Source organism: Bartonella sp. MR63HLJHH, assembly GCF_042194155.1.
Classification (GTDB): Bacteria; Pseudomonadota; Alphaproteobacteria; order Rhizobiales; family Rhizobiaceae; genus Bartonella; species Bartonella grahamii.
This window is the reverse complement of the sequence record NZ_JBHIMN010000001.1, coordinates 286,426-312,738: the sequence shown is the minus strand read 5'-3', so window position 1 is coordinate 312,738 and position 26,313 is coordinate 286,426. Positions and strand designations below refer to the sequence as shown.

Sequence of the window (26,313 nt, the reverse complement as noted above, 5' to 3'; positions counted from 1 at the left end):
TTTGTATTATACCTCTTGTTACTGCCCCTTATGTTAGGCAAAGATCTACATACATAACCCCACAAAAATGGATGTTACAGCATCCGTCTAAGCAGGAGCGAAAATTATGACAATTACACAAAAAATGCAATCGCCGTGGTATTTTACTGAACTGCGTCCCTGTAATATAACCTTGGAAAAACTCAAGCCTATCAGAGGCTATTTTCCAGAGTCAAAAACATTTGGACACAGCCTAATGAAAAAGCTAAATGCGCCACTGCCAACTCTATCAGTTTGCACGCCAAGCAAATTCTTGCCAACTGCTTTCTCAAAAGTCACAGTCATATTTTTCAGAAGCAAAAAGCCCAACACAGGTTCTCTCACTCAACAGCCTAGTAAACCTGCTTAAACCTCTTTGCAAGAATCTATAAATACACTTCCCAAAGTTTTTACATTACAACATAAGGTAAAAAGTTTATCAATGTCTAAAAATCAATATAAAACAGGTAAAATAATTGGTATTCTACAAAAAATGAGATCATCACTCGTTATTAAAAAGTTAGACGTTTACAAACCATATTTGCTTATTTTATATATTAATGGTGCTAAGTTAGCTGTAATTGGCAATAGAGATTTCAGGGTGTTTGGTTTATCGTCAGAATGCTCCTCCTCTATGCATATTAAAAGCCTTTTAGCAATGTATTTTAAATGCTATAAGTTCTATAGTAAACACATTACCATCCATATTTACAATTGGCGCTTCAAAATCTTGAAGTAATACAGTCTTTAATAGACATTGATTTAAAAGCGCGTATTTTGCAGAAAATTGACAAAACCATGAGGTTCGTATACATGGCAATTCTAAGTGATAATAGTGGAGTGATACTTAAAAAAGCTGTATGGGAAACCGCAACGCGGAGGAATTAAGCATGACCTCTTTATGCGATAAAGAATTATCTGATACATTGGTTGGTCTTTATGACGACTATCAACACGGTTTCGACATTGGAGAAGAGCTTAAATTGTGCGTGGATTTGGCGTTATCTCTTGAATTGGAACTCAGTATTCACCGTTTAAGTGAAACAGATGCTGTTTTAAAAAAAGAGATTGTGCAAACCTTACATCGTCGTAGAAATACCCATTCCAATGAAGATGAAATTGATACAATTTTTCATATGGATTTTGAAAAACAAAAATAATGCAACACTCTCCCCGTATGATAAGATATTACCTTATCGCTTTACTTTCTACTGCGCTTAAACAAAAAAACTTTCAAGAAGATTTAAAATGTTGCGTTTTCGTCTTCTTAACAACAGTGAGATGAATTAAAGAAACGCAGCAATTCTTGTGGGTCGTTATCAAAAAATAGAGAGTATTCTCTAGCATACATCAATTTATGCTTTATTCATTAAGCACCAATTTTTACATTTTCTCACTTCCCTGTAAAAGCAAAATATGAAATATGCTGTAGCGTAAATGTTTATAAAATAGCGTGTATTACCACACTTATAAATGTAATTTATTGTTTTTCATGTTTATAAAACAGCACTATGAATACTCCAACAAGTGCAAAAATGCTTTGAAAAAAATATATCGATTGAGGTGATATGCTACTGTTATCGCGTGCCATAATGAGATAGACTGCGAGGATCAAGCATCCAGAGATACCATTAAAACTTGCCTGCAATCTTCCTTGGTATTCAGGATCACAAGAGAGTTGTGATAAAGAAATCGAAAGAGCCCAACTCGAAAGTCCAAATCCAATCATAAAGTAAACAGGAAAAACAACAAAATTGTGTGTATTAACAGAGAGAATAGCGAGACCAATAGCCATAAAAGCTAATAAAATGGCTAATGTTTTCCTTATGGATAAAACTTTACAAAGAAGTGGTGAAAAAACCGCACCTGTCAATACGCCCATAGAATAAAGCACCTCAAATATTGCAAAGGTCCTGCTATCCGCATGCAAAACCTCTTGTATATAAGGAACGAGAATAACAGGAATGGTCATCAAAAGAGTCATAATAATCATCTGGCTTACATAAGGTACAAAAAGAGCCGGATTCTGTTTAAAATAATGAAGTGCTGCTGTATAATTTTCCCACCAATTTTGCTGGTTTTGATTTTTAGATCTTCGGTTTTTAGGTACCTTCATTGCAAAATTAAATAAACCAGCAATAATAAAGAATATACCACCTATTAGAAGAGTTCCTTTTGTTCCTGCATAGGACAGTATCAATCCACTTAAGCCCATACCTGCGATAGTGCCAAGTTCATAAATCATATCGATAGTCGCATTTGCATTGATGAGCTGTTCCTTCAGCACAATACTTTGAATTAAAGAAATAGCTGATGGCATATAAAAAGAGATAAAAATACCCAAAAGAGCAGATAAGACCATCAATTCAATTTCTATACCAAAATGCCATAGCATTACCCAGCCAACGATTACCAAACCTCTCACAAGATTTGAAATAATAATTTGCGTTTTACGATTATATTTATCCGCCAATATGCCCAAAATAGGGGCAAAAATAATGCTAGGCGTCCAAAGAAAAAGCATCATCAACGCTACACCACGGATTGAACTCGTCTGATTGTAAGCAAGCCACGACAATGCAATATAATTTAGTCCATTTCCAAATGTAGCAAATAAGCCACTCAAAGTAAAATAGAGAAAAGTTCTATTTTCAAATAAAGCAATGCGTTCCTTCAAATTTGAAGTGAACATAAATTATCCTCTAAAATAAATACCCGTCGATATGCATGATACATCCTGTTTAAAAACATGCATTCCTACGGTTTTCATTTTAGATCATTAAATTTAAGAAAGCAAAATTCCTTTTTTGAAGCTTTTAAAATCTTTGTGCTGTTGTATGATTAATTCTTCTATGAAAACAAAACATTTATGCACTAAAATATGCTCGAGTACATCCCTCCATGTCGTTATTCTATCACCACACTTCGTCTCTAAAAGAATAAACATACTATTATTCTCACGATAAATATTGATAACTTTTCTACTCCCCTTCTCTAAATCTTTTAAAACAAGCCCATTACAGTTAATTTTCCAATTAAAATATATAACGTGATATTTTTCCTGAGCAGTTAAATTATTGCAATCATATCTCTAAAGTTTCAGATTTAGAATACGAATACATAAGAAGGATTTATCGTGGATAAATTGATTAATAAATGATTTTATTCATAATCAAAAACAAACTTCATCTATATGACGTCGTATTTGATGATGAATTAAAGAAACAGAAGCAGTTCCATCAATTGTTATAAACCGCTCATCTATTTCTGATAAAACTTCGTATACTTCATAAACTTTTTCAATAAAAGAGAGTTGTTCTTCGTATTTTAAGTTTAAACCATCCCTTTTCTGCAACCGCTCCAGTATAGTAGTGGGCGGTAAATGAAGATAAAATGTAATATGAGGTCTTGGAATAGATTGATTTAATTTAACTACACTTTCAACAGAAAGCTCTCGAGCATAAAAATAAGCAAGACTAGAATAAACATATCGATCGCTAATTAATAAATTTTGCGATAACATTAAGGAAGGTTCAATAATTTCAAGCGTATGTTTGCGTCTATCTGTCGCTGATAAGAGTGCTAAAAGCAACGGATCAATTGCTTTTCCATTATCTAAGTAATCTCTAATTTCTGGATTATTTCTATACCAATAACTGGGTTGAAAAGTTTGTATTATATGTTTTTCTGTTGAATAATGGTGAGCAATTTCTTTTGTTTGTGTTGTCTTTCCACTCCCATCAAACCCGCATAAGACAATAAAAGAACCGGAAAATTTCTTTGGAGACCACATGGAATTATAAACTTTTTTATCAAGATACATTTTGTCTATATACTCTCCATAAGTTAAATTGTTTTATGTCTAAAATCTCTTAATGTTTAATAAGATGTTTTTTTACTCGTCTCTAAACAGAAAAACACAATACTCCCGCATTTGTATAACTTATTAACTTTATGATAAATGGCGGTATATAGACTTATTTTTAAGATAAGATTATATTTTAGACAACTGAAAATGAGATTAAGTATTTTTGAAAAATATATTTTTTGTTCACGCTACATAACCTGCCATTTTTTAACGAATTCTAGTAGAGTTTCTGAGGATTACTCCTATAACGTCGTGTAAGCGTATAGAAATGAGTTCGATCTAAGTATATTATTGCCCCTAAGGGCTGATACTAGATTGCGCTACACAGGAATCTAACGAAATCAACTCTATATTTTCTCAAACCACTGCCCACGCTATAAGCATTCGATATCCGATTCCGTCAAAAAGCAGCAGAGCAATTCTCAGAAAACATCGCTGAGATATTGAAATATGCCTTGCAAAAGCGTTTGAATCAAATGTTTCACTATATTTTTCGGTATATTCATAAACTGAAACTAAGAATATTATAATAAGACTTCAAACAACGACGACGCCCAAATCGGCCGTGACAAAGCCTCCTAAAACTGAACCAATAATACCTTCTCTATGAAAAAGACTACCATATAAAGGTTTTAATACAACCGCACACCTTAGCGCTAATGCCATAAATGTTTCTGATAGATAACGAAGTTTATTGTCACAACAACATCTAACAACCGTCAATAACAAAACCTCAACCTTGAGTATAAACAAAATCAACTTGAAAGCGCGAAATATATCTCTAGGACATAGTTCTTTATTGGCAAGCCACCTGCCAAGAGACGCAGTAAAAATACCAGCCTCCATCCTACTCATTCTCCTGAAAATAAGCTATCACTAGCATAAACATCAGCGTTCAATTTTTCCTACTGAAAAAACTTGACATGCCCAGCCATGTATATATGTATTTATTATTCGTAAACATGTGTGCTGATTTATAATACTGCGTGTTTTTAAGAGATTTCGAAATGGGGGGATGATGTGCCCAAACAACTGATGTTTCGGTTTTATGGGCTTGTTGTCTTGCTATATCTTTCTGATATGGTTCTATTCTTAAGTAATCTTTGGAATGCTTATCGCATAACATCCTCATCGATTTTCCTAGGCATAACCATGGCTTTGGGCACCCTTACGCCTTACCTTTTAAAAAAAAGCGGACTTGTGCGCATTAAAGCCTCCCTGAGGTTGGTCGATTTATACAAAAGGCGGATCATTATCTATAGCCTTCTTTTATTGATTGCACTTTTCCATTATGCCGATTCCCCCTTTGGTTTTATCGCTGTCTCTATCTCTATCGGCTATCTCTCTTTGATTACCTTAAGCACTCTCGAGACTTATAATACTAAACTCGCACTTGGTGGTTATATTAGCGCCCAAAAGGCTTCCCGCATTATGCAAACAGTTGTGCAAATTGGCGCTTTTTTGGGAGCAGCACTGAGTGGTTATCTCTTAGAAGCGACCAGCCCTCAAGGAGCAGCGGCTGAAATTGGCTATAATGGTTTGATTGTGGCACTTTGTGTGTTTGACATCATTATAAGCCTTATAGCCGGATATATCATCTTTTGCGATGAATATAAAGCTACCGATACCACAGCACTTGCAACCGATAAGAAGTCCGTACCTACACCGCAAGCGAATGGACTCTCCCAAGAGCTTAAACTTTTATGCGTCTGCATAGGACTTATTGGCTTTCATATTTGCGCTTATAATACGCTGGCAACCATTCTTTTTCAAAGTGTGAAAAATTTTGGCTCTGAATATTATGGGCTTTGCAGTGCGGTCGCGGGCTTGGGCGCTTTTTTGGCTGCTTTTATCAAAATCCCTCGCTTTGAATTTATTCTCCCAGCCCTTATGTTGAGCGTGGCTGATCTTATTTTTAGCACCACACAATCGCCCTATTTGGCTGTGGTCTTTTGCTTTTTTATTGGCTTTTCAATGAATACCATGCGAATTAATGCCCGAAAACATACGATTGAAGCGACTAAAACAGAAGCTCAAGCAGAGCTGGTGGGAAGCTATAGCGGCATGCTTTATACTCTCTCCCAATCGGCAGGTTATGTTATCCTTGGTCTTCTTACAAGCTCTGCCCTTATGGGCCCTCAAGCAGCTGTTTATCTTCTACCCCTTATAGGAATGATAATCTTTATTTATATCCTTTTCTTTTTATCGCGGCAGGCCACAGCATGAGCAAATCCATTCTTATTGTCGACCCTTTCTCCACGGGTGCCCTCTATGGCCCTGCTTTGCAAAAATTAGGCTATACTTGTTATGGTGTTGTCTCTCAACAAGCTCCTTTTTCACACTATATGCTTTCTTATCAGGGAAAAGGCATGGCAGAAGCGAAACTTCATAATGTAGATGAGATCAAGACACGCTTTCCTATCGGTGCGATAGAGGCCGTGGTGGCAGGCGCCGAAGGGGGTATTTATTGTGCAGATCAATTGGCGGCTTATTATAATTGCCCTGGGAATAATCCCTCAACCACCGATTGGCGACGAAAAAAGGCAGTAATGCAAAGGCGCCTTTGTGAAAATGGTTTATCTTACATTCGGTCGAAGATTCTTACAAAAGGCGATTGTGCTATCGATGATTTTGAAAGTCATAGCGGCTATGTGGTAAAGCCAAATGATTCTGCTGGGAGTGATGGCATTTTGTTTTTCTCCAGCCGTGAGGAAGTGGCGGCATGGTCCTCTCGAATCGACTGGACGCAAAAAAATATTTTTGGCGCACCTAACGAGGCTTATTTGCTCCAAGAAAGATTGGAGGGAGAGGAATACATCGTCGACGCCGTCGTAAAGGGAGAGGCTATAAAAATATGTAGTTTATCACGATATAAAAAAGGTATTCATAATGGAAGTGCTTTTGTTTATGAATCGCTTGATGTGCTTGATGCTCAAGATCCTTCTTATGCCCCTCTTATCTCTTATGCAAAACAATGCATTCGCGCGCTGGGGATTGAATATGGACCCGCGCATATGGAAATCATGCAAACAGCTCGTGGTCCAGTGATGATCGAAGTAGGAGCCCGCCTCCACGGAGGAATTGCACCCACCTTGTTCGCACATTGCTATGAAGATGATTTACTTGAAAGCTCCGTTAATCTTATTGCAAGAGTGTTTTCGCAAAAACCAAGCCACTTTAAGAAAAAGGGGCGTATTATCTTTCTTATCAACAAGATCGACGGTCATATTATAAAAGATGTTAACTTATGGCAGCAAAAGCTTCATTCTTGGGAAAATGTGGTTCATTTTATGCTCTTTTTTAAAGAAAACGAGCCCCTCCCCCTAACCGTCGATTTAAATACCTGCCCAGCTATTATAGCAATTTGGGGACACAGTGATGATGAATTATCAGCTTTGGAGAGGATCATTCGTAGCAATTTCTTATAAAATACAATAATTGGAAAGAAAACATAGATTCATCAGCGTAACTAATTGAAAATATAGACAAATATTAAAAATTGATCAAGCTTAATGGATTAAACAACAAGGAAATAATTTTGTTTACAGCTTTATTGTCGAGCATTCGCGGATGGATTCTGGTATTATCTCTATCTGGAACTCCCTACAGGCATGAAGCAGAAAAGTTATCAAGCATACTTAGTATACCTAATGACAACTGCTATTACCATACGTGATGGCTCTAATGTAGGTGGATTTGAACTTTTAAATAATTTCTTAACTCTTGCATCACTCTATTTCCATACTTTTTAAATAATATTCAATAACTTAAGTAAAATAAATATTTTTTATTTTGGGTTTTGGTGTGTTGTTAATCTAAAGCATGTGAAGAGAATATATTAAAGAATTAAAATATTTATATATCGAGATTGAAGATGTCCTATTTTACCAAAAGAAGAGCTATTATGACACAGGTGAATTTAGCTATTAATCTTTTGTTGCAAACAAGTGGAAAAAAAATGCTGAACGTAGAAAAAGTTGCATAAGAATCTTTAACAAAAATGATTAAAATTTAGATAGAATTACAAGGTGTGAAATAAAATTGGTTCCATCAGTGCTGCAATTTTTTCTGGTTAATTTTTTCTACCGATATCGTTAAGGCTTTCTTCTAATGACATCGCCTATCATTAGAGGGAGATATATGATTGTTTTTCGAATTGTGACAGCACACAAATTTCGTGATTTATTTTGCCCATCAAAAAGATGTTGGTTAGTTGAGTAAGTTAAAAAAATACATAGCATTCCGTATAATGCCGTGTGTATGTATAAAACTTTTCAGAATGATCGTGTTAATAGCAATGTTGAAGGAGTGCCTTTTTGGGAAAGATTATACAGCAATTACGAGTATCTCTAGGAAGAAAAGCGCTGATTTTTAGAACAGAGAGAAACATTGATCATAACAGTTTATTAGGCTAAACGCAGAATATTTATCCTAATAATTGATGATCGAATTGTAACAGTATAGGTTTTTGATCATCATAAAGAAAAAAGTAGAGAGCATGTTTCTTTTAGTTAAGGAAGAGTGTTGCTCATTTTTCTTTCTAAAAGTAAGCAAATTCAAAGATAATTTTTTTGTTCTTATAATGGTGAGAAAATAATTGTCGAAGTCCGTGAAGGAGAGATTCCAATACATTATTACAAAGTTTAATAAAAGCTGGAATACTTAAAAACTCTTTAGTTGCTATAATGATTTAAGAATACCAGATTAGGATACGAGCAATTCAAGAGCTCAAACCTTTGTGATAATATTGGTTTAGAATTACATCCTGTTCATTCAGACGAGATGAGCCGATTATTATATGTCATAGAACCATATGGGCGGGAAATTAAAAAAAAGCTTATCCAGAATCTGACTTAAAGGTTTTGGGAACTTTAGTAGTAAGATTGGTTTGGTCTCATGTTACCCAAAAATTAGCACCCAATCTTGTTGTGACTAGACTAAATTTAGAAGATCTGCTCACTGAAAGTTTTTATAATATTATGAAATGATAAAAATATTAATATTTCTTCTTGTCCCGTACACGAAACGGATGCTATTTGTATTTGTTATCCTTTGCACCATTGTTCGAAATATATTTTAGATGGTTGTCACTTGAAATATGTCTTGGAAAATTATTGGAAAGTAATTTCCTATTATTTGTCTCAATCTATGGGCGCAACGTTATCAAGTATAGAATCCATACTGACAGATGACTTGCAAAAAATAAGTCCCTATAACGCATTTGAACTAAAATTTTATGAAAAACTGGAATTTAGTACCGAACCATCTTCGACAATGGAGAAAATCATAAAATGGCTCGAGTCTCTGTTTAAGAGTGAGAAAGCTATTGCGTAATTCTGTTTTTCTTATGATTTTGATTGGTTGTTTGACGAGTTTTTGTGCTAGTGGTGTATTATCTATTGGCCTTTCTTTGTTACAATTCCAAGATACAACTGGAAAAGCATCTGCTACTTTAAATGTTGTTAATTTAATCGCAATTGGAATTGCAGGCTTATGTTTGGGAAATGTGTTGGTGCGCTATCAAGGCTTTATAATTGGGTTTTATAGTCAAATTATTTGCGCTTGTTTATTATCGTTCTTATTATTTATAAACAATCCGGCACTTATTTTATTTGTATTTTTTTTACTTGCTCTCTTGATGGGGGCTGATAATCCAAATAACAATAGTGCCTTGAATCAGCTGGTTCCAGCTCCCAAACAAAAAGCTGGAATTTTTGCATTTTATACTAGTTGCTGTCAGTTTTTTGTTATTATATCCCCATTGCTTATATATTTTATAATTGCGCATTTGGGGCACAAAATAGCCATAGCCTTTATTGTGTTTATTTATCTTTTGAATGCCAGCCTATGGTTTCGTATAAAATCTATACAACAAATAAACAGAGTAAAAGAGCTATTAAAAAAGCCATCTCAAAAAGCTTATGGAGTTGGTTTTAGGTGCCTTTGGCGGGTTTCTGCGTTGCGTTTTTTAACGATTAATCGTATTTTGAATAATTTTCTCTATACGGGGCCTATTGTTCTATTGCCACTTGTTCTTGCATCTATAACATCAGATAATACAAAATTTACAGCTATTCAAAATACTATTTTTGCTTTGTCAGCACTGGGTTTTGTAGTCAATGGTCTTATCTCATCCTATTATTTACGAAAATTTCCATTTTTAATTCGTTTTTTTGTATGGGGAACACCGGCTTTTGCAGTGATCGCAATCTCTTTTGTTTTATATTTAAATTTTACTCAATATTCCCTTTATATTATGGGCTTTTTATTAGGTATTGGGCAATTTTATTTTAGGGTATCGGGAATAACAATTGGACAAGCTATCACACCTAGTGAAAATTTAGCCGAGGTGATTTTGGCAGGCGATGCCAGTGTGCGCATCATAACAGCTTTATTCTCTATTGTGCTTTTATATGCCGGAAATTTTTTTTCATTTTCTACATTATACGTCCTGTGTATATTTATAGGTTTTTGCGCCCCTTTATTTATTTTACACGGACTATCTATTTACATACAAAGCTTAGAAATAAAAGAAAGCACCGCATGAATGATCTTCAATTATTATATTACGTCAGCCTTTTTTGATTATCGTATAGATAAAAATTTTGTACAAATATTCATGACATTAATTTTAAATGAGCACATTGCGTGAGAAAAGCTGAGGTGTTCGTTACCTCTCATGTGGATAAAACGCATTTAGCCCGTTAATCGGAATTGCAAATAGCACTATGATCACCATTAATTCTGAAACTCTATCAGAAGTTAGTGATAATGGCAAAAATCCCTTAATGATATTTGAAGAGATCGTTTATGCTAGATCAGGTTATCTAAAGATCGAGAGGAGAGTAACTTAGAAGTTATAAAATTCATGGAAATTCAACTGCAATTTCTAGGTATACATAATGACAGATACAGATCAGCGCAAACTGGTCAATTGCAAACAGTAAAAAAATCCTGAGCTTTTTAAGCTATGTCATATCAAGCATATGAAAATTCGTTTTAAATTAATGGCGGAGAGAGAGGGATTCGAACCCTCGATATGGTTTCCCATATACACGCGTTCCAGGCGTGCGCCTTCAACCACTCGGCCACCTCTCCAGAAGTCTCGCACTATACCCAGAAAGAAATAACGTGCAAGCCTAAATTATACATTCAAAGTTCAAAAAACAAATTCATTTATTAAAGTAAGAGCTTATATCTGTTGAATAACAAGCACATCCTTTCTTTTTAAGAAAAAACTTTTTCCGTGGATAGGTTTGTATAATACAATAATGGGAATAAAAAGATTGTCACATCTATCTCATACGGTGTCTATGAATGGTATAAAATCTATTGAATAGCATCATCTTTCCTTAAATAAAAAGTACAAGCCAAGTACCATCACGCTATTCATCCCCTAATGTTGCAACATCCCTTGCTATGTGAGAGAATGCATAAAAGGCATTTATTCTTTCTTAAAGTGTTTTTATCCACACGTTACTCCTCCCTGTAACGTATAAAAGAATAATGTTTTATAGCACTAACGATCTGATTACTCTGCAAAATGAACTAGCTCGTTCCCCTTAATGTTCTTTATCACCTTATATCCTTGCTTAGAGCACGTACAGCTCGTGCAGTTTCACATTGTAATGCTTTTTGTGCTAAAATTTTCATATCTTCAAAACTATGAGTCTGCAAACACGCCTTTACTGGAGAAATATCGCAAGATATCATAGAAAGCTCATTAATTCCCAACCCAGTCAAAATCATTGAACCAAAAGGATCTCCAGCCATACCACCACATACGCTAACCCAACACTTATGTTGTGAAGCTCCCTGAATAGTCTGATAAATCATACGCAAAACTGCTGGATCAAGGCTATCAGCTTCAGACACAAGGTACGGGTTTTGCCGATCAACAGCCATTGTATACTGTGTTAGGTCATTGGTTCCAATTGAGAAAAAATCAACATGGGCGCTCAACACATCTGCCATAATGGCGGCTGCTGGAACTTCGATCATAATACCAAGTTTTAATTTTGGTGCATCAATATCATTGCGGATTTCTTCTGCAATCTTTTTTATAGTAACAATCTCTGAAACAGACATTACCATCGGAAACACAATCCATAGATCTCCGCCTTCTTTTGCTGCTCGATACAAAGCACGTAATTGAGGCACCAAAAGATCACGTCGACGTAACAAAAGCCGCGTCCCTCGAACACCTAAAAAAGGATTGTCCTCTTTAGATAAATGTAAATGCGTAACCTGTTTATCCCCACCAATATCGAGTGCACGAATAATTAATGGCTTATCTCCTACAGCTGTAATCATCTCCCGATATATATTAAATTGTAGCTCTTCATCCGGAATATGAGGATTCTCTAAAAACAAAAATTCCGTGCGCATGAGTCCAACACCTTCAGCCCCCAAATCAAGCGCAACAGGAACCTGATTTGCGTAGTTGACATTAGCCATGATACGAATTCTTTGACCATCTGTTGTTTGCGCTGGTAATCTACACGCACTTATTTCACTGACACGTTTTTGCACAATAGTATCAATATGCCTTTGAGCATCTTCAACGTCTTCAAGCGTAGGATCAAGGTAAATAAACCCGTTATCGCCATCAATAATAGCCTGAATATCAGACTGTATCGCTAAAATATCACCACCTGCAGCAACAACCATTGGAATACCAAGAGTACGCGCCAAAATAGCTGTATGAGATAATGGACCTCCCCATGCTGTTGCTAATCCTTTTACCTTTGTACAATCAAGTTGTGCTACATCAGAAGGAGAAAGGTCATTTGTAACTAGAATTACACCATGTGGAATATCATTTAAAAAGAACGATCTATAGGATGGATTGATTTCACCTAAAACACGTCGACCAACATCAACTAAATTAACAGCACGTGCTGCTAACAAAGGATTATCTACCTTAAAAAACATATCTGAAAATTGACGAACCGCTCTATCCCAAGACCAAGCGACACCATGACCTTCTGCTATAAAACGACAAGCTTGAGCTATTAAATTTTCATCTTCAAGCAAAACCATTTGCGCAGAAAAAATCGCAGCAGAATCTGCTCCCATACGCACTGTAATATCAGAAATCACAGATGCCATTTTATGTTTTGTTTTTGTAAGAGCATTTTCAAGACATGCCGCACCAGCTGCAAAATCAATTGGCTGGTCTATTATGGAAATATCATTTTGCCTTAAAACAAAAATCTTACCAAATGCTAATCCTGAACTTGCTCCAACACCAGAAATGCCTTTTTGCATAGAGCGTGGATACCAACCATGAAAAGCCTTTGTTTGAGATTCCATTGCTCTCATCAGGCATTTTTCACTAATACTCACTTTTTTTGCAATAGCAATGGCATCATTGAGAAGTTGTGCTCCTTCTGCAGCATCTGTAGAAAAAATCAGAACATCACCGTTTTTTGCTCCTAATTGCAATAAACCAACCAAATTTTTCATTTCAACGGCATATTGACCATGACGAACTCTGATAGAATTTTGAGCCTTTTTCGCAAAATCAACCCAAAGAGAAGCTGGTCGTGCATGAAGACCACTTGGATAATCTAAAGTCCATTCCTGACACACCGAAAGGTCACCAATAAAAGTTTTTTCTATCTTCATATCTTGATCAAACAAAGTTGTAACAATTTGCTGTTTGTCCATAGTTGTTGCAAGTACTTCAAGCTGTTTTTTATCAAATAAAAGAGACGTCAATTTTTTACAAATTTCTCTATAGCGATCTGGACACGCTGCAATAGCAATAACCAAATGTGCTTTCTTGCCATCCTGCCACTCAACACCAGCAGGAACCTGTATAACAGCAACAGCGTCCTTGATAATTAAATCACGATTTTCAGCCATACCATGGGGAATGGCTATACCGTTTCCAAGCCAAGTATTGGTTGTTTCTTCACATGCGAGCATGCTTGCCAGATAACACTTATCAACCGCACCAACCTGCACAAGCAATTCAGCAGCAGCATAAATTGCATCATTTTTATGATCAAAAGCAGCTGCAAGTTGTACAGATCTTATAGACAAGATTTCACTCTCGATAAAATCTACATTCATTGCTTCTGCTTTCTCACATCTTATCATGAATTCAAATTTCCTCACATTTGAACACCAATATCTCTGATAAATTCCTTTTCAAAGCTGCATTTCCCAAAATACAAGCTATAAATACCACCACAGCTCTCTTTATATTTTACGAAATGTAGCTAAGTGAGGTGCTTAAATACCTCAATATAACCGATAATACAATTGGATATTATCATCTAGCGAGGTGCTTAAAAGCATCATAAGCAAGTCTGCCTCTTACTCTTTTACTTTACAAAGACAAAACCCCGATTTTTACAGCACCAATCACCTAAAAAACTATGTTTTAAAAACGCTCTCATTATCCCAAGTTATTCAACATAACTTTTCATTATTCTCCCTAAAAGAAAGCATCCTTCCCAATCATCTGTAACTTCAGTTAATATTTTAACTGATTCCTCAAAGTTTATTTAACCTATTATCCCTCTTTATAAATTCATTACATAATTATAAATTGCTCCATGCAACTTATTGATATATAACATCTATGTATTTTAAAATACTCCTTTACTTCAATCAATATCGCAAACACACAATATTCTCTGTCGCATATTTGCAAAGTACGAGCATCACCCAAGCACCATCATCAACTACTAAAATCAAGAAAAACGCTACAAATAAGATAAATAAAGTAAAAAATGAAAAGCAGTTATTGCCTTAACCCCAGCTTTTATGCTTGTTTATTTTCAAAAATGTACAATACAATAATAGTGAAATCAGAAAAAATATTCTTGAAGAGCGCTGATTGCACATTGGTTGTTTTTATATCTTTAAACAGCGTCCTCCTTAAAAATATAATTTCACTCTCGATTTACCGAAAACTCCTTAATGCACATCACTTTCAAAGTAGTTTTGACTGCCATCTTATGGATTTTTTATCCCTATATCCTTTTAAATGAATAGCCCCACCTATCCACACCACCACCTAAAAACAGTATGACAACTCATCAATACTACAATGCCAATAAAAAGATCCATCTTTATCAAAATGATTACATAAATAATGCTTTCATTAAATTTCTCATAATTTCCTGAAAACAAACTGCTTCTCTTATAAAGAAATTACTAAACACTTCTTCATGCATAAAAAGAAAGTCTCTCCTTACTATTATTATACAGAAATTTATCAACAAATTCTATCATAATATCAATACGTTCAGTACTAAATACTAACATAACACCGCACAAGTTCCTCCCCTCATTGAGAAAAGTCATTTCCCCAATTCCACCTTTTTCGTACATCTTCTACATTTATTATAGTACCAAAACAAAAAGGGAAAGATGAAATTCTATCTTTCCCTTTTAATACTTATAAAACCACAACTACAATTCAATGGAATCCCGTTGATTGCTAGAGAGTGTTACAGATTACTCTGCTGCCTCCACCATAGGAATGACTGAAACATAGGAACGATCACCCGCTTTGCGTTGAAAAGAAACCTTTCCATTTGATAATGCAAAAAGCGTATGGTCTTTTCCAATGCCGACATTGTTGCCAGGATGCCAACGTGTACCACGCTGGCGAATAATAATATTTCCAGCAATAACGGTCTCACCACCAAATTTTTTAACGCCTAGACGTTTCGATTCTGAATCGCGACCATTACGCGAGGAACCACCAGCTTTTTTATGTGCCATAGACGCTCTCCTTTAATCTTTCTTACTCTTTGATGCTACAGACGCTTTCTTCTGTGACGCAGTCTTTTTTTCAGCTGTTTTTTTAGCCGTCTTCTCAACAGAAGCAGTATCTTTTGTTTCTTTTGGTGCAGTTGCCTCTTCTTTTATCGGCTTTGCAGCTGCTTTTTTAGTTTTTGAACCACCCATTAAAATTTCTAAAACACGAAGCTTCGTAAATTCTTGACGATGACCACGCGTGCGTTTAGAATTTTGACGACGGCGCTTCTTAAATGCGATAACCTTGCGCCCACGTGCCTGTTCTACAATCTCAGCTGTCACCAATGCATCAGCAACGACAGGGGTACCAATAACCGCATTACCTTCTTGCCCAACCATCAATATGTCATTGAATTCAACAACATCACCCGCATTTCCACTAACTTTTTCAACTTTCACCACTTGATTAGCAACAATGCGGTATTGCTTACCACCAGTTTTAATGACTGCGAACATTTTTTATCCTTCCGTTCACTCCAGCTCTTATTTAATTTCTGCCTTGAAATAAGGGAAAATAGGCTGCTTTTTATCAGTCGTAATAGATTTTAAAGAAGGATAAAACCTTCTTCAACACAAATATGCGCAGATTTCCCCACGCTCATGTTCCGTATATATGAAGGAATTTCTATTCTCTGTCAATAAAGTCCCATAAAAAAGAAAAAAAGGTTGTACCAAAAACAATTGAAGGTTATCTACCCCTTATACACTCAAATAGTGCCGATTTTTGTTTCACTTTATTATGGAGAGATGGCTGAGTGGTTGAAAGCACCGCACTCGAAATGCGGCATAGGGGCAACTCTATCGGGGGTTCAAATCCCTCTCTCTCCGCCAAAGTTTATAAAGCGATATTATTAAAATGTCTTTAATCGTAGCTTGCCGGTGGATTCTGTATATTTTTACCTAGTGTAGTTTGTCAGCAGGTTTTGTATCAATCCATTTTTCAAAAGATCTTCAAGACTTTTCAAAGCTCTTTATCGTTTGTGCGAATAAATTCTCATTATTACAATTTTTTCACTTTTTGGTTTTCTGTTACATAAATATAGTTCAGATAATAAGAGAATGCATAGTAAAATCAAAGAATTATCTCATATTTCTCTCTCATTCTACTTTTGCTTAGTTAGTACAAAATCTGCTGTCAAATTATATTTATTTTGCACGTCTTTCTTGAATATGTGCTAGCAACCCTAATGTTGAACTATCGCGATTATCCGCTTGACTTTCTCCACGAAGAATTGGTAGTAACTCATTTGCTAATTCTTTACCAAGTTCAACCCCCCATTGATCAAATGAATTAATATTCATTAAAATCCCTTCAACAAAAATACGATGTTCATAAAGCGCAATAAGACGACCGAGTGAAAAAGGTGTTAATAAATCTTGAACCAACGTAATGCTGGGACGGTTTCCTTTAAAACTTCTATGAAGTGCTAAATGATCTGCTTCACCCTCATCAACTCCATTTTTTATCAAGATATGCCGAGCATCTTCAATACTACGCCCCTTCATCAATGCTTTTGATTGTGCTAAACCGTTTGCTAGCAACATCTCATACATAGAATGTAAATTTTGCTCATGCCCTTTTATAAATAAAATAAATTCTACAGGAATAATATCTGTTCCTTGATGCAGAAGCTGAAAAAAAGCATGTTGACTATTTGTTCCTGAATCCCCCCAAACAATCGGACCACTTGAAAAACTTAATGGTTTTCCATCCAGCGAGACTTGCTTACCATTTGATTCCATATCAAGCTGTTGTAAATAAGCTGGAAAATGTATTAAACGCTGTGCATAAGGAATGATAGAACGTGATGAATAACCACAAATAACACGATGCCAGAATCCTAAAAGAGCAAAACGAATAGGTATATTTTTATGCAAAGGCATAGTTTTAAAATGTTGGTCCATTTGCAATGCACCGTTGAGAAATTGGCGAAAATTTTCACCACCTATTGCAAACATAACAACAAGTCCAATGGCTGACCAAATTGAATAACGCCCTCCAACCCAATTCCAAAATTTAAAAACTCTTGTGGAATCTATGCCAAATTCTGCCACTTTATCAAGCGCACTTGAAACAGCAACAAAATGCGTACCAACGGCTTCTTCTCCTAAATGTGAACAGATCCACTGACGTGCAACTTGAGCATTTACCATTGTTTCAGCCGTTGTAAAAGTTTTAGAAGCAATGACAAACAGCGTTGTTGCTGGATTCAAAATAGAGAGAGTATCAGAAATATGGGCACTGTCAGCATTAGAAACAAAATGACACTGTGGACCATCATGATAAGGTTTTAAAGCATATGTGACCATTTCAGGACCAAGATCAGAACCACCAATACCAATATTGACAATATCACTTATTCTCTCGCCGCTGTTTCCCTTATAACTGCCATCACGTACCTTTTCAGAAAATCTTTCCATATCTTCAAGGACGTCTTGAATATCGCGAATAAGATTATGACCATCCAACATGAAAATTTCATCAGCAGGTAAACGTAACGCAATATGAAGAACTGAGCGTTTTTCAGTTGTATTAATCGCCTTACCAGAAAACATTGCATCACGCCGGCCTAACACATCTGCTGCGACAGCTAAATCATCTAGAAGTTGCAATGTTTTAAATGTCACACCACATTTTGAAAAATCAAAAAGAAGATCATCAAGTCTGAGGGAAAAATGGGAAAAACGCTGTTCATCTTCTACAAAATGTCGACGAATATCATAGACCCCATCCTTTGCGGCATGGTTTCTTAAAGCTTTTAATGTGGCTTCAAAAGCCTTTTCATTTCGAATCGAAAAGCTATCTCCCATAAGCTTATCCTATACGGTTATTGATAATGAAATCTATGCCCAAACCATAACAAAGCAGAAAGCGTCTCCTTTATTGCTCGCTATTTTCACTGCTCACATAAAAATGAAGGAATATACAAAATAAAAGGATAAGATCCGAAAATGATATTTTTACAGGAATAAACTTTCAAACCTTTTCTATCAGATACATCATTTAACTTGATTGAGTTCTTTTGTTAAGCGTAAATCTTCTTCTGCTTTTGGTCTTATAAAACGCCCCAAAAAAAGATAAACAACCGGTGTGACATAAAGCGTAAAAATAGTTGCTAAACCTAAGCCACCAACGATAACCCAACCTAAAGCTATACGAGCTTCTGCGCCAGCACCTTTGGCTAAAACCAAAGGAATACCTCCTAAAATGGCACAAATCATTGTCATACAAACTGGACGAAGTCGAATATTTGCTGCTTCTTCTACGGCTTCACGCACGCTTCTTCCCTGATCTCGTAATTGATCTGCAAATTCAACAATGAGAATACCATTTTTTGCCATAACGCCAATTAACAAAATTAGTCCAATTTGGCTGTAAATATTAAGACTCACACCACTTAATAGCATAGCAATTACAGCACAACCAATCCCTAATGGGACCGTAGCCATGATAATGAATCCTGAAATAAAGCTTTCAAACTGGGCAGCCAAAATCAATAAAATAATCAAAAAAGCAATGCCAAAAACAATCATAAAATTGGAAGATGTTTCATTAAGCGTTTCAGCTTCTCCTAAGGGAACCACGTAGATTCCTTTTGATAACAAAGGAGAAGCAATTTTCTGTACAGTTTGATAAGCTTCCCCTAAAGCGATACCTGGAGCAAGATTTGCGCTTAAAATAACAGCGCTCATGCGTTTTTCCCGTTTTAATTGGGGAGCGATAGCTTTTTCATGTAAATGCGCAATAACCGATAAAGGAACATATCGATTGTCTTTAGTCTTTAAGAAAATATTTTCTAAATCACTGGGACTCTTCATAGAATTTTTACGCGATATCAATTTAACATCGTAAGAATGATCATCCACGTTAATGGAACCAATCTTTTTACCATCCAACATTGCTTGTAATGTATCGCCCAAATTGGTGATATCAATCCCTAAATCGGAGGCTTTTTTTCGATTGATTTCAATAAAAAATTGTGGTTGTGTTGCATCAACAGTAAGACGTGGTCGAATAAAACGCGGATCATCTTGTAAAGCACTCACCAGCTTATCAGCAATGGGTTGTAGTGTTGCATAATCGTTGCCAAGAATTGCAAATTGTAACCCTTGCCCAGTTCCTCTCACACCTAGAGAATTTCCCTCCGCAGCAAACACAAAAACTGCGGGAAACTGTCTAACCTTTGCATTAACATCCTTCACAATTTCTTGCTGACTACGTGAACGTTCATCCCAAGATGAAAGCAATAAAACCAAAAAAGCAGTATTGGGTGAACCACCAATACCCGCAATAGAGTAACTGTTAGCAATCTCCCCTGCATCACGTAATGGCTGTAGACTTGCTTCAATTTGCTCTACCTGTTCGTTCAAATATTGTGTTGAAATACCTTGTGGTCCATTAATAACCAAAAAGATAAGAGCTCTGTCTTCTGCTGGAGTTAATTCCTGTTTCAGCTTCATATAGCCTCCGACACAAAGACCCGCAAAAATAAGTGAAGCAAAAATAACAGACCAAGGCTTTTCTAAACACTGATGCAAACTGTAAGTATATGCCTTATGAAGAAAAGTACCTAATTTATATAAAAAAGTAAAATGATGGGACTTTTCTTCTTTCTCCTCAATATGTTCTTTGAGAAAACGTGAAGCCAACATGGGACAAAGCGTTAAGGCAACAATTGAAGAAAGCAAAATAGAAATTGCCAAAACAAAACCAAATTCTCTAAAAAGCGCTCCAACTTGCCCAGGAAGAAAGGAAATAGGAACAAATACAGCCACTAAAGTCAATGTTGTTGCGACAACAGCAAAAAAAACTTCACGTGTTCCTAACACCGCTGCAGCTCTGGAACCTAACCCCATATTGCGCCATCGAACAATATTTTCCAGAACAACAATGGCATCATCCACAACAAGCCCTGTTGCTAAAACAAGTCCTAAAAATGTGAGAATATTTAATGAAAATCCCACAAGATAAATAGCTGCAATGGTACCAATTAAGGCAACAGGAAGAGATAAAGCAGGTATCAGTGTTACACGAATGTCTCTGAGAAAAAGAAAAATGACTAAAATAACGCTCAAAATAGCAATGACCAACGCAACCTCAACCTCATGAAGGGCACTTTTAATAAAAATTGCATCGTCATTAATAACGTCTATATGTACAGAAGAAGGAACAATACTTTTGAGATTATCAACAACGGCTCTTACACCTTGAGAAATATTAAGCGTGTTGGATTGTGCTTTCCGCACGATACCTAATCCAATACCTGTCTTTCCATTGATACGAAGAATAACCGTTTCTATATCCGGCGATAAAGTAACATGCGCAACATCGCCAAGATGCACATGAGGCTTTAAAACAACTTGTTCAAAAGATTCTGGTGTTGTTAGACGTGCAGTGGCACGGACAACTAAAGTTTGCTTAGAATTGCGTAATGATCCTACTGGCACATCCGTTGTCATATCAGCAAGAACACGTGAAATATCTGCTACAGTTAATCCATAACTTGCAAGTTTTGCTTGATCTATATCAATCTGAAAAATCTTTGTGCGAGCACTATCAACCTGTACATCACCAACACCATCAACAGCAGAAATTGCATCAACAATCTGATCATTTACAATCGTTGTTAAATCATCAATACTCATTGTTGGTGACGTCACAACCAAATACATCATGGCAGCAGCATTCGAATCTGCTTTAATGATCAGAGGGGTATCTGCATTTTTTGGTAAAGAATAAGCAATACGAGACAGAGCATCACGAATATCAGATGCCGCTACATTCAAATCAACACCGACATTAAAATTAATCTGCACACGAGAGCGTCCAAAAGAAGATGTTGAAGAAATTGTCTTAACACCTGAAACACGAGAAACAGCATCTTCTATAACTTTTGTTACTTCACGATCAATGGTTTCTGCTGACGCACCAGAAAACATCGTCACAATCGTTGTTACTGGAGTATCAACATCGGGTAATTCTCTTACATCAACATTCAACCATGCTGCAAATCCTGCAATGATGATCATAGCATTTAAAACAAAAGTAAAAACCGGTCTGCGAATAAATAAGGCAATGAGACCACCTTGCTCCACCTTTGACATAGGCTGTTTTGTGCTCAATTCTTGGCTCATTGTATATCCGTTCCATAAACCGCTGATAATTGCTGTTGGTGGGACTTTGGATCATCAATAGTTACTTTACTTCCTGGATAAAGCATTTGCACCCCTTGAATGACAACTTGATCACCCTTTTCTAGGGAAGCTTTCACGAAAACCTGATCCGCTTTATGCTGAATAATTGATACGGGAATAGACTCTACTTTTCCTTCTCTCACACGCCAAACGAATGACCCTTTACTATTCCATTGAACCGCAAGAGGATTAACGACAGGAAAAGAACCACCATGAAATTGCAATACAACAGAAAAGGACATACCAGACATGAGCGTATCTTTTTCATTATTGATTTCAACCTGAGCATGAAGCGTGCGACTTTCTGGATCAACAATATTATCAATCGCATAAATATGACCAACAAAAGATTTATCTGGCTGCGCAGTTAATGTTGCCGTTACCTCATCTCCTTTATAGATGCGCGACACATATCGTTCAGGGGCCCATATATCGACCAAAATACGTTCTCTATTCTCAATACGCCCTATTACGGTATTAAGGGTCACGTTATTCCCCACATCAACGGGCAAAATACCAACAACTCCAGGAATCGGTGCACGAATTGTTCGCCGATCGAGATCTAATTCAGCATTACGCAACACTAAATTTGCGTTATCCAACTCTAAACGTGCTGTAATTTCTTGAACTTCCGTTGCTGTATTGCTGGCGCGTAATTTAAGAATGCGCGAAAGCGTTAATGCATTATTATCACGTTGTACTTTTGCTTTTGCAGCCGCTATTTCCTCTTTTTTAGAATCAAGCTTTGCAATCACATCATCGACTTGTACTTTTGTACCAGCTGATACAAAAAGCTTATCAATAACACCTGAGGATAAAGGGGTAAGATCGACTTCTGCAAGAGCTTTTCCACTCCCAAGAACGTTAAGTTGTTCATAAAAATCTTGAACTTTTACAAGATCAACGACAACATTCGCCGGTGGTCTTCCCATTTTTTCCTTTGAAGCTTTATACGATACTCTTGTTTTATCCACCATAGAAATGGGTTGTTCTGCACTCTTTTTTCCAGCCCAATAAGTAACCGTTAAAACGACGATTAAAAACACCAACGGAAAGCTCTTTTTTAATAACGCCATACATCCACCCTTGCTGTGTCATGTTCATCTGAAATAGTTTTCAACAGTAATATCGGTGTTTTACACAAAAACCAAACAGCGGGTGTATATATCTTACCCCCCACCGCAAAAAACACATCTCATCTTTGCTTGACTATCTTTCATAGATTAAAACGTCAAGTTAACTATCGTTCATATTGCTTTGTACAGTCACAACAAAAAATGATTATATCAAAACCAACTGAAACCATAATATATTATATCCTTTTTTAAAATATCTCATAAAAAAGAGAGTTTTTTTTATTACTATCCAAGTTTCACTTGCATTTCTTTAATGAAACGATTAGGAACCCTTTGTCGTAGATAATGTAAAAAACTGAAATGTATGCACCCGTAGCTCAGCTGGATAGAGCACCAGACTACGAATCTGGGGGTCAGGAGTTCGAATCTCTTCGGGTGCGCCATCTATCAATAATATCTTCTTATAAATTCAGGCTCTTTAAATTCTTTATTTTGTGATTTATTTTTGCCTATCTTTGTTTTTTGTATTTTGTTACTTCATTCTGTTGTGAGTCGTTTCTTTAGCCATTTTGCTAGAATAAGATGTTATGAGTCCTTCAATTCAGCTCCAAGGTGCTTTTATTAGCTAATAATCATAACGATTGCATAAGCAGCGTGTGTTGTTTTCTTTTTTCGATCTATGCGCTTGTTTTTAGTCTCTTCCGGATTATACTCTTTAATCAGTTAGATAATTTTTTGCGTGCTTATTTCTAATTTTTCCATAACTAGATGTTTCTGGATATTTTATTCCTAGCAATCCCATCTTAATAGGGACTTCAGATGTGCCGCCATAAAACACTTATGGTATCCATTAATATCATTAGCATTTTGTTGCAAACCAAAGCTTCTTTTCGAGATATTTTTAATTGAATTAAACATATTTTTACTGCTTAAAAGCAAAGAAACTCTTTTTCCTAAAAAACAATGAAACTCTTCTCGTGCTTCTTTAGCATTATCTCTTGCATAGCATATCATCGACTTCTATGATATCCTAACACTTTCTGTTCTCTATGAATTCTTCTAATTAATCCATGGGGTACAGATCTCGAACATTAATAAAAGCTAAGTTTAAAGAATTTTTCCATGCCTAAAACAGATATTGAAATTGCTCGCACTGCTAAAAAGCAGCATATTATTGAAATTGCAAAAAAAATTGGTATCTCACATGAAAATCTCATTCCCTATGGCCATGATAAAGCTAAAATTTCTTCTGAATACATAAAATCGCTTGATAAAAATCCAGATGGTAAACTTATCCTCGTCACAGCTATCAATCCCACACCTGCCGGAGAAGGCAAAACAACAACAACAGTTGGACTAAGTGATGCTCTTAATCTTATTGGTAAAAAAACAATAGCTACCTTGAGAGAGCCGTCTTTGGGTCCCTGTTTTGGTGTAAAAGGTGGTGCTGCTGGTGGTGGTTATGCACAAGTCGTTCCAATGGATGACCTTAATTTACATTTTACCGGTGATTTTCATGCTATTACAGCTGCTCATAATCTTCTTGCCGCAATGATAGATAATCATCTTTATTGGGGAAATACTCTAAACATTGATCCACGTCGCATTGTTTGGAAACGCGTTCTTGATATGAATGACCGTGCATTGCGCGATATTGTTATTTCATTAGGGGGCATAACAAATGGTTTTCCACGCCAAACAGGTTTTGATATTACTGTTGCGTCAGAAATTATGGCACTTCTTTGTCTCTCTGAAAATTTAGAAAACCTTACACAAAGACTCAAAAAAATTATTGTTGCTTATCGTTATGATAAAACGCCCATCACCGTTTCTGATCTCAATGCAGAAGGTGCAATGGCAGTTCTTCTCAAAGATGCTATACAACCCAACCTCGTACAGACAATTGAAAATAACCCTGTTCTCGTTCATGGAGGACCTTTTGCCAACATTGCTCATGGTTGCAATTCAGTTATAGCAACAAAAACTGCTTTAAAACTTGCTGATTATGTTGTCACAGAAGCAGGGTTTGGAGCAGATCTTGGAGCAGAAAAGTTCTTCAATATCAAATGTAGGCAAGCAGGTATTGTACCAAATGCTACAGTAATCGTCGCAACTATTCGTGCATTAAAAATGAATGGTGGTGTAGATAAAAATAACCTGACAGAAGAAAATATCACCGCTTTAGAAAAAGGAACAGCCAATCTTTTACGACATATAAAGAATATGGAGCACTACGGTATTCCTTGTGTTGTGGCTATCAATCATTTTGACAGCGATAGCGATGCTGAAATAAAAACATTACAAAAAATAGTTGCAACAACTGGACACAAAGCTATTATCTGTAAGCATTGGGAACAAGGTGGAAAAGGCGCTATAGAACTTGCACAAGAACTCGTTACCTTGATTGAAGAAAAACATTCTCATTTTAAAGTTTTATATCAAGATAATATTCCACTCGTTCAAAAAATTAATTGTATTATAACAAAGCTATACGGTGGGCGTGGCGCCATCATCCCAGCCCCTATTCTCAAACAACTTGAATCTTGGGAAAAAGAAGGTTTTGGTGCCTACCCTATTTGTATGGCAAAAACACCTTATTCTTTTTCTTCTGATCCCAAGCAATATGGTGCTCCTGTTGATTTTGAAATTCCCGTACGTGAAGTTCGTCTCTCCGCAGGAGCTGGCTTTATTGTTGTCATTTGTGGAGATGTTATGACCATGCCGGGACTACCCCATTATCCCACGGCTGAAAAAATTCATCTTGACGAAAATGATCAAATACAAGGACTTTCATAAATTTATAACCGTAAATTCTATCATTCATTATAAAAAGCGTTTTATTGCAAAAAGAATAGAATTTTAAAAAGCGATATAGACAAATGTCTTATTTATATGATATAGGTGCTTGTCCTTTTGGATATGCCTTTAAAAGGATGTAGGTTTTTCCTATCATTTATGACACTGAAAAAAGCAGGATAGATAGTGCAAGTACTCGTTCGTGATAATAATGTTGACCAAGCGCTCCGTGCGTTGAAAAAAAAGATGCAGCGTGAAGGTATCTTCCGTGAAATGAAAATGCGTAGTTATTATGAAAAGCCATCTGAGAAGCGTGCTCGTGAAAAAGCTGAGGCTATTCGTCGTACACGTAAGCTTGCTCGTAAGCGTGCGCAAAGAGAAGGTTTTGTTAGTAACGGACGAACTGTTGCGGTAAAGTAATATACTTTATGTAATTGCATAAGTAGTAGATAATAAGCTTCCAGAAAATTTTATCTTCATAGGCGATTGCAATAAATTGCTTGTGTACGGTTTTTTGTGTACAATGTTATCTAATATGTTAGTTATCTGAAAATAATAAGGTTTCTGTCATAGGGGTGT

The 26,313-nt window shown here is 36.1% G+C and carries 16 protein-coding genes and 3 tRNA genes; 9 read left to right on the top strand and 10 right to left on the bottom strand.

From position 1 onward, the window contains the following. Nucleotides 1-106 precede the first annotated feature (106 nt). Both ACFIKQ_RS01205 and ACFIKQ_RS01200 read left to right on the top strand, forming a co-directional pair. The gene (locus ACFIKQ_RS01205) at nt 107-388 is read left to right on the top strand and encodes a hypothetical protein (protein ID WP_375635457.1); all 282 of its coding nucleotides are present in this window, start codon (nt 107-109) and stop codon (nt 386-388) included. Between the two features lie 520 nt (nt 389-908). Continuing rightward, the gene (locus ACFIKQ_RS01200) at nt 909-1,178 is read left to right on the top strand and encodes a hypothetical protein (RefSeq protein ID WP_375635456.1); all 270 of its coding nucleotides are present in this window, start codon (nt 909-911) and stop codon (nt 1,176-1,178) included. Between the two features lie 320 nt (nt 1,179-1,498). Here the strand turns inward: ACFIKQ_RS01200 and ACFIKQ_RS01195 are convergent, their stop codons facing one another. The 3 genes from ACFIKQ_RS01195 to ACFIKQ_RS01185 form a co-directional block, all read right to left on the bottom strand. Further along, entirely contained in the window at nt 1,499-2,710 is a 1,212-nt protein-coding gene (locus ACFIKQ_RS01195) for an MFS transporter (RefSeq protein ID WP_375635455.1), read from the bottom strand. 480 nt (nt 2,711-3,190) lie between these two features. Further along, nucleotides 3,191-3,841 carry a dTMP kinase gene (tmk, locus tag ACFIKQ_RS01190; protein ID WP_375646996.1) on the bottom strand — a complete coding sequence of 217 codons (651 nt, stop codon included), beginning with the start codon at nt 3,839-3,841 and terminating at the stop codon, nt 3,191-3,193. A gap of 582 nt (nt 3,842-4,423) precedes the next feature. Beyond that, nucleotides 4,424-4,741: a hypothetical protein gene (locus ACFIKQ_RS01185; RefSeq protein WP_375635453.1), complete on the bottom strand. Its 318-nt coding sequence runs from the start codon at nt 4,739-4,741 to the stop codon at nt 4,424-4,426. A gap of 180 nt (nt 4,742-4,921) precedes the next feature. Between ACFIKQ_RS01185 and ACFIKQ_RS01180 the strand changes: the two genes are divergently transcribed. The 3 genes from ACFIKQ_RS01180 to ACFIKQ_RS01170 all read left to right on the top strand — a co-directional run bounded on the left by ACFIKQ_RS01180 (nt 4,922) and on the right by ACFIKQ_RS01170 (nt 10,433). Next, complete coding sequence (locus tag ACFIKQ_RS01180) at nt 4,922-6,112, top strand: hypothetical protein (protein ID WP_375652672.1); 1,191 nt, start codon at nt 4,922-4,924, stop codon at nt 6,110-6,112. After that, a complete protein-coding gene (locus ACFIKQ_RS01175; protein ID WP_375652601.1) occupies nt 6,109-7,314 on the top strand; it encodes an ATP-grasp domain-containing protein in 1,206 nt (401 codons plus the stop codon). The genes ACFIKQ_RS01180 and ACFIKQ_RS01175 overlap by 4 nt, the downstream gene beginning before the upstream one ends. A 1,898-nt stretch (nt 7,315-9,212) precedes the next feature. After that, nucleotides 9,213-10,433, top strand: a complete 1,221-nt coding sequence (locus tag ACFIKQ_RS01170; protein WP_375652600.1) for an MFS transporter — start codon at nt 9,213-9,215, stop codon at nt 10,431-10,433. Between the two features lie 461 nt (nt 10,434-10,894). Here the strand turns inward: ACFIKQ_RS01170 and ACFIKQ_RS01165 are convergent. The 4 genes from ACFIKQ_RS01165 to rplU all read right to left on the bottom strand — a co-directional run bounded on the left by ACFIKQ_RS01165 (nt 10,895) and on the right by rplU (nt 16,123). Further along, nucleotides 10,895-10,984: transfer RNA gene (locus tag ACFIKQ_RS01165), tRNA-Ser, on the bottom strand. Between the two features lie 477 nt (nt 10,985-11,461). Then, entirely contained in the window at nt 11,462-13,993 is a 2,532-nt protein-coding gene (ptsP, locus tag ACFIKQ_RS01160) for a phosphoenolpyruvate--protein phosphotransferase (RefSeq protein ID WP_375655633.1), read from the bottom strand. A gap of 1,368 nt (nt 13,994-15,361) precedes the next feature. Continuing rightward, on the bottom strand, nt 15,362-15,631 hold the full coding sequence (rpmA, locus tag ACFIKQ_RS01155; protein WP_273787451.1) for a 50S ribosomal protein L27: 270 nt from the start codon (nt 15,629-15,631) through the stop codon (nt 15,362-15,364). Nucleotides 15,632-15,643: 12 nt separating this feature from the next. After that, on the bottom strand, nt 15,644-16,123 hold the full coding sequence (gene rplU, locus ACFIKQ_RS01150; protein ID WP_375635449.1) for a 50S ribosomal protein L21: 480 nt from the start codon (nt 16,121-16,123) through the stop codon (nt 15,644-15,646). A 285-nt stretch (nt 16,124-16,408) separates the two neighbouring features. Here rplU and ACFIKQ_RS01145 point away from each other — a divergent pair. Further along, nucleotides 16,409-16,498 (top strand) — tRNA-Ser (locus ACFIKQ_RS01145). Nucleotides 16,499-16,813: 315 nt separating this feature from the next. On the opposite strand, the gene pgi is transcribed toward ACFIKQ_RS01145, so the two are convergent. The 3 genes from pgi to ACFIKQ_RS01130 form a co-directional block, all read right to left on the bottom strand. Then, entirely contained in the window at nt 16,814-18,478 is a 1,665-nt protein-coding gene (pgi, locus tag ACFIKQ_RS01140; RefSeq protein ID WP_375644403.1) for a glucose-6-phosphate isomerase, read from the bottom strand. Nucleotides 18,479-18,667: 189 nt separating this feature from the next. Continuing rightward, nucleotides 18,668-21,802 (bottom strand): efflux RND transporter permease subunit, encoded by a 3,135-nt coding sequence (locus tag ACFIKQ_RS01135; RefSeq protein ID WP_375635447.1) that lies wholly within the window; start codon nt 21,800-21,802, stop codon nt 18,668-18,670. Further along, a complete protein-coding gene (locus tag ACFIKQ_RS01130) occupies nt 21,799-22,938 on the bottom strand; it encodes an efflux RND transporter periplasmic adaptor subunit (RefSeq protein ID WP_375655631.1) in 1,140 nt (379 codons plus the stop codon). Before ACFIKQ_RS01130 ends, ACFIKQ_RS01135 begins: the two co-directional genes overlap by 4 nt. 366 nt (nt 22,939-23,304) lie before the next feature. On the opposite strand from ACFIKQ_RS01130, the gene ACFIKQ_RS01125 reads away from it, so the two are divergent. The 3 genes from ACFIKQ_RS01125 to rpsU all read left to right on the top strand — a co-directional run bounded on the left by ACFIKQ_RS01125 (nt 23,305) and on the right by rpsU (nt 26,154). Continuing rightward, nucleotides 23,305-23,381: transfer RNA gene (locus ACFIKQ_RS01125), tRNA-Arg, on the top strand. 679 nt (nt 23,382-24,060) lie between these two features. Beyond that, nucleotides 24,061-25,734 (top strand): formate--tetrahydrofolate ligase, encoded by a 1,674-nt coding sequence (locus ACFIKQ_RS01120; RefSeq protein WP_375635445.1) that lies wholly within the window; start codon nt 24,061-24,063, stop codon nt 25,732-25,734. A 186-nt stretch (nt 25,735-25,920) separates the two neighbouring features. Further along, complete coding sequence (gene rpsU, locus ACFIKQ_RS01115) at nt 25,921-26,154, top strand: 30S ribosomal protein S21 (RefSeq protein WP_012754552.1); 234 nt, start codon at nt 25,921-25,923, stop codon at nt 26,152-26,154. Nucleotides 26,155-26,313: the final 159 nt, after the last annotated feature.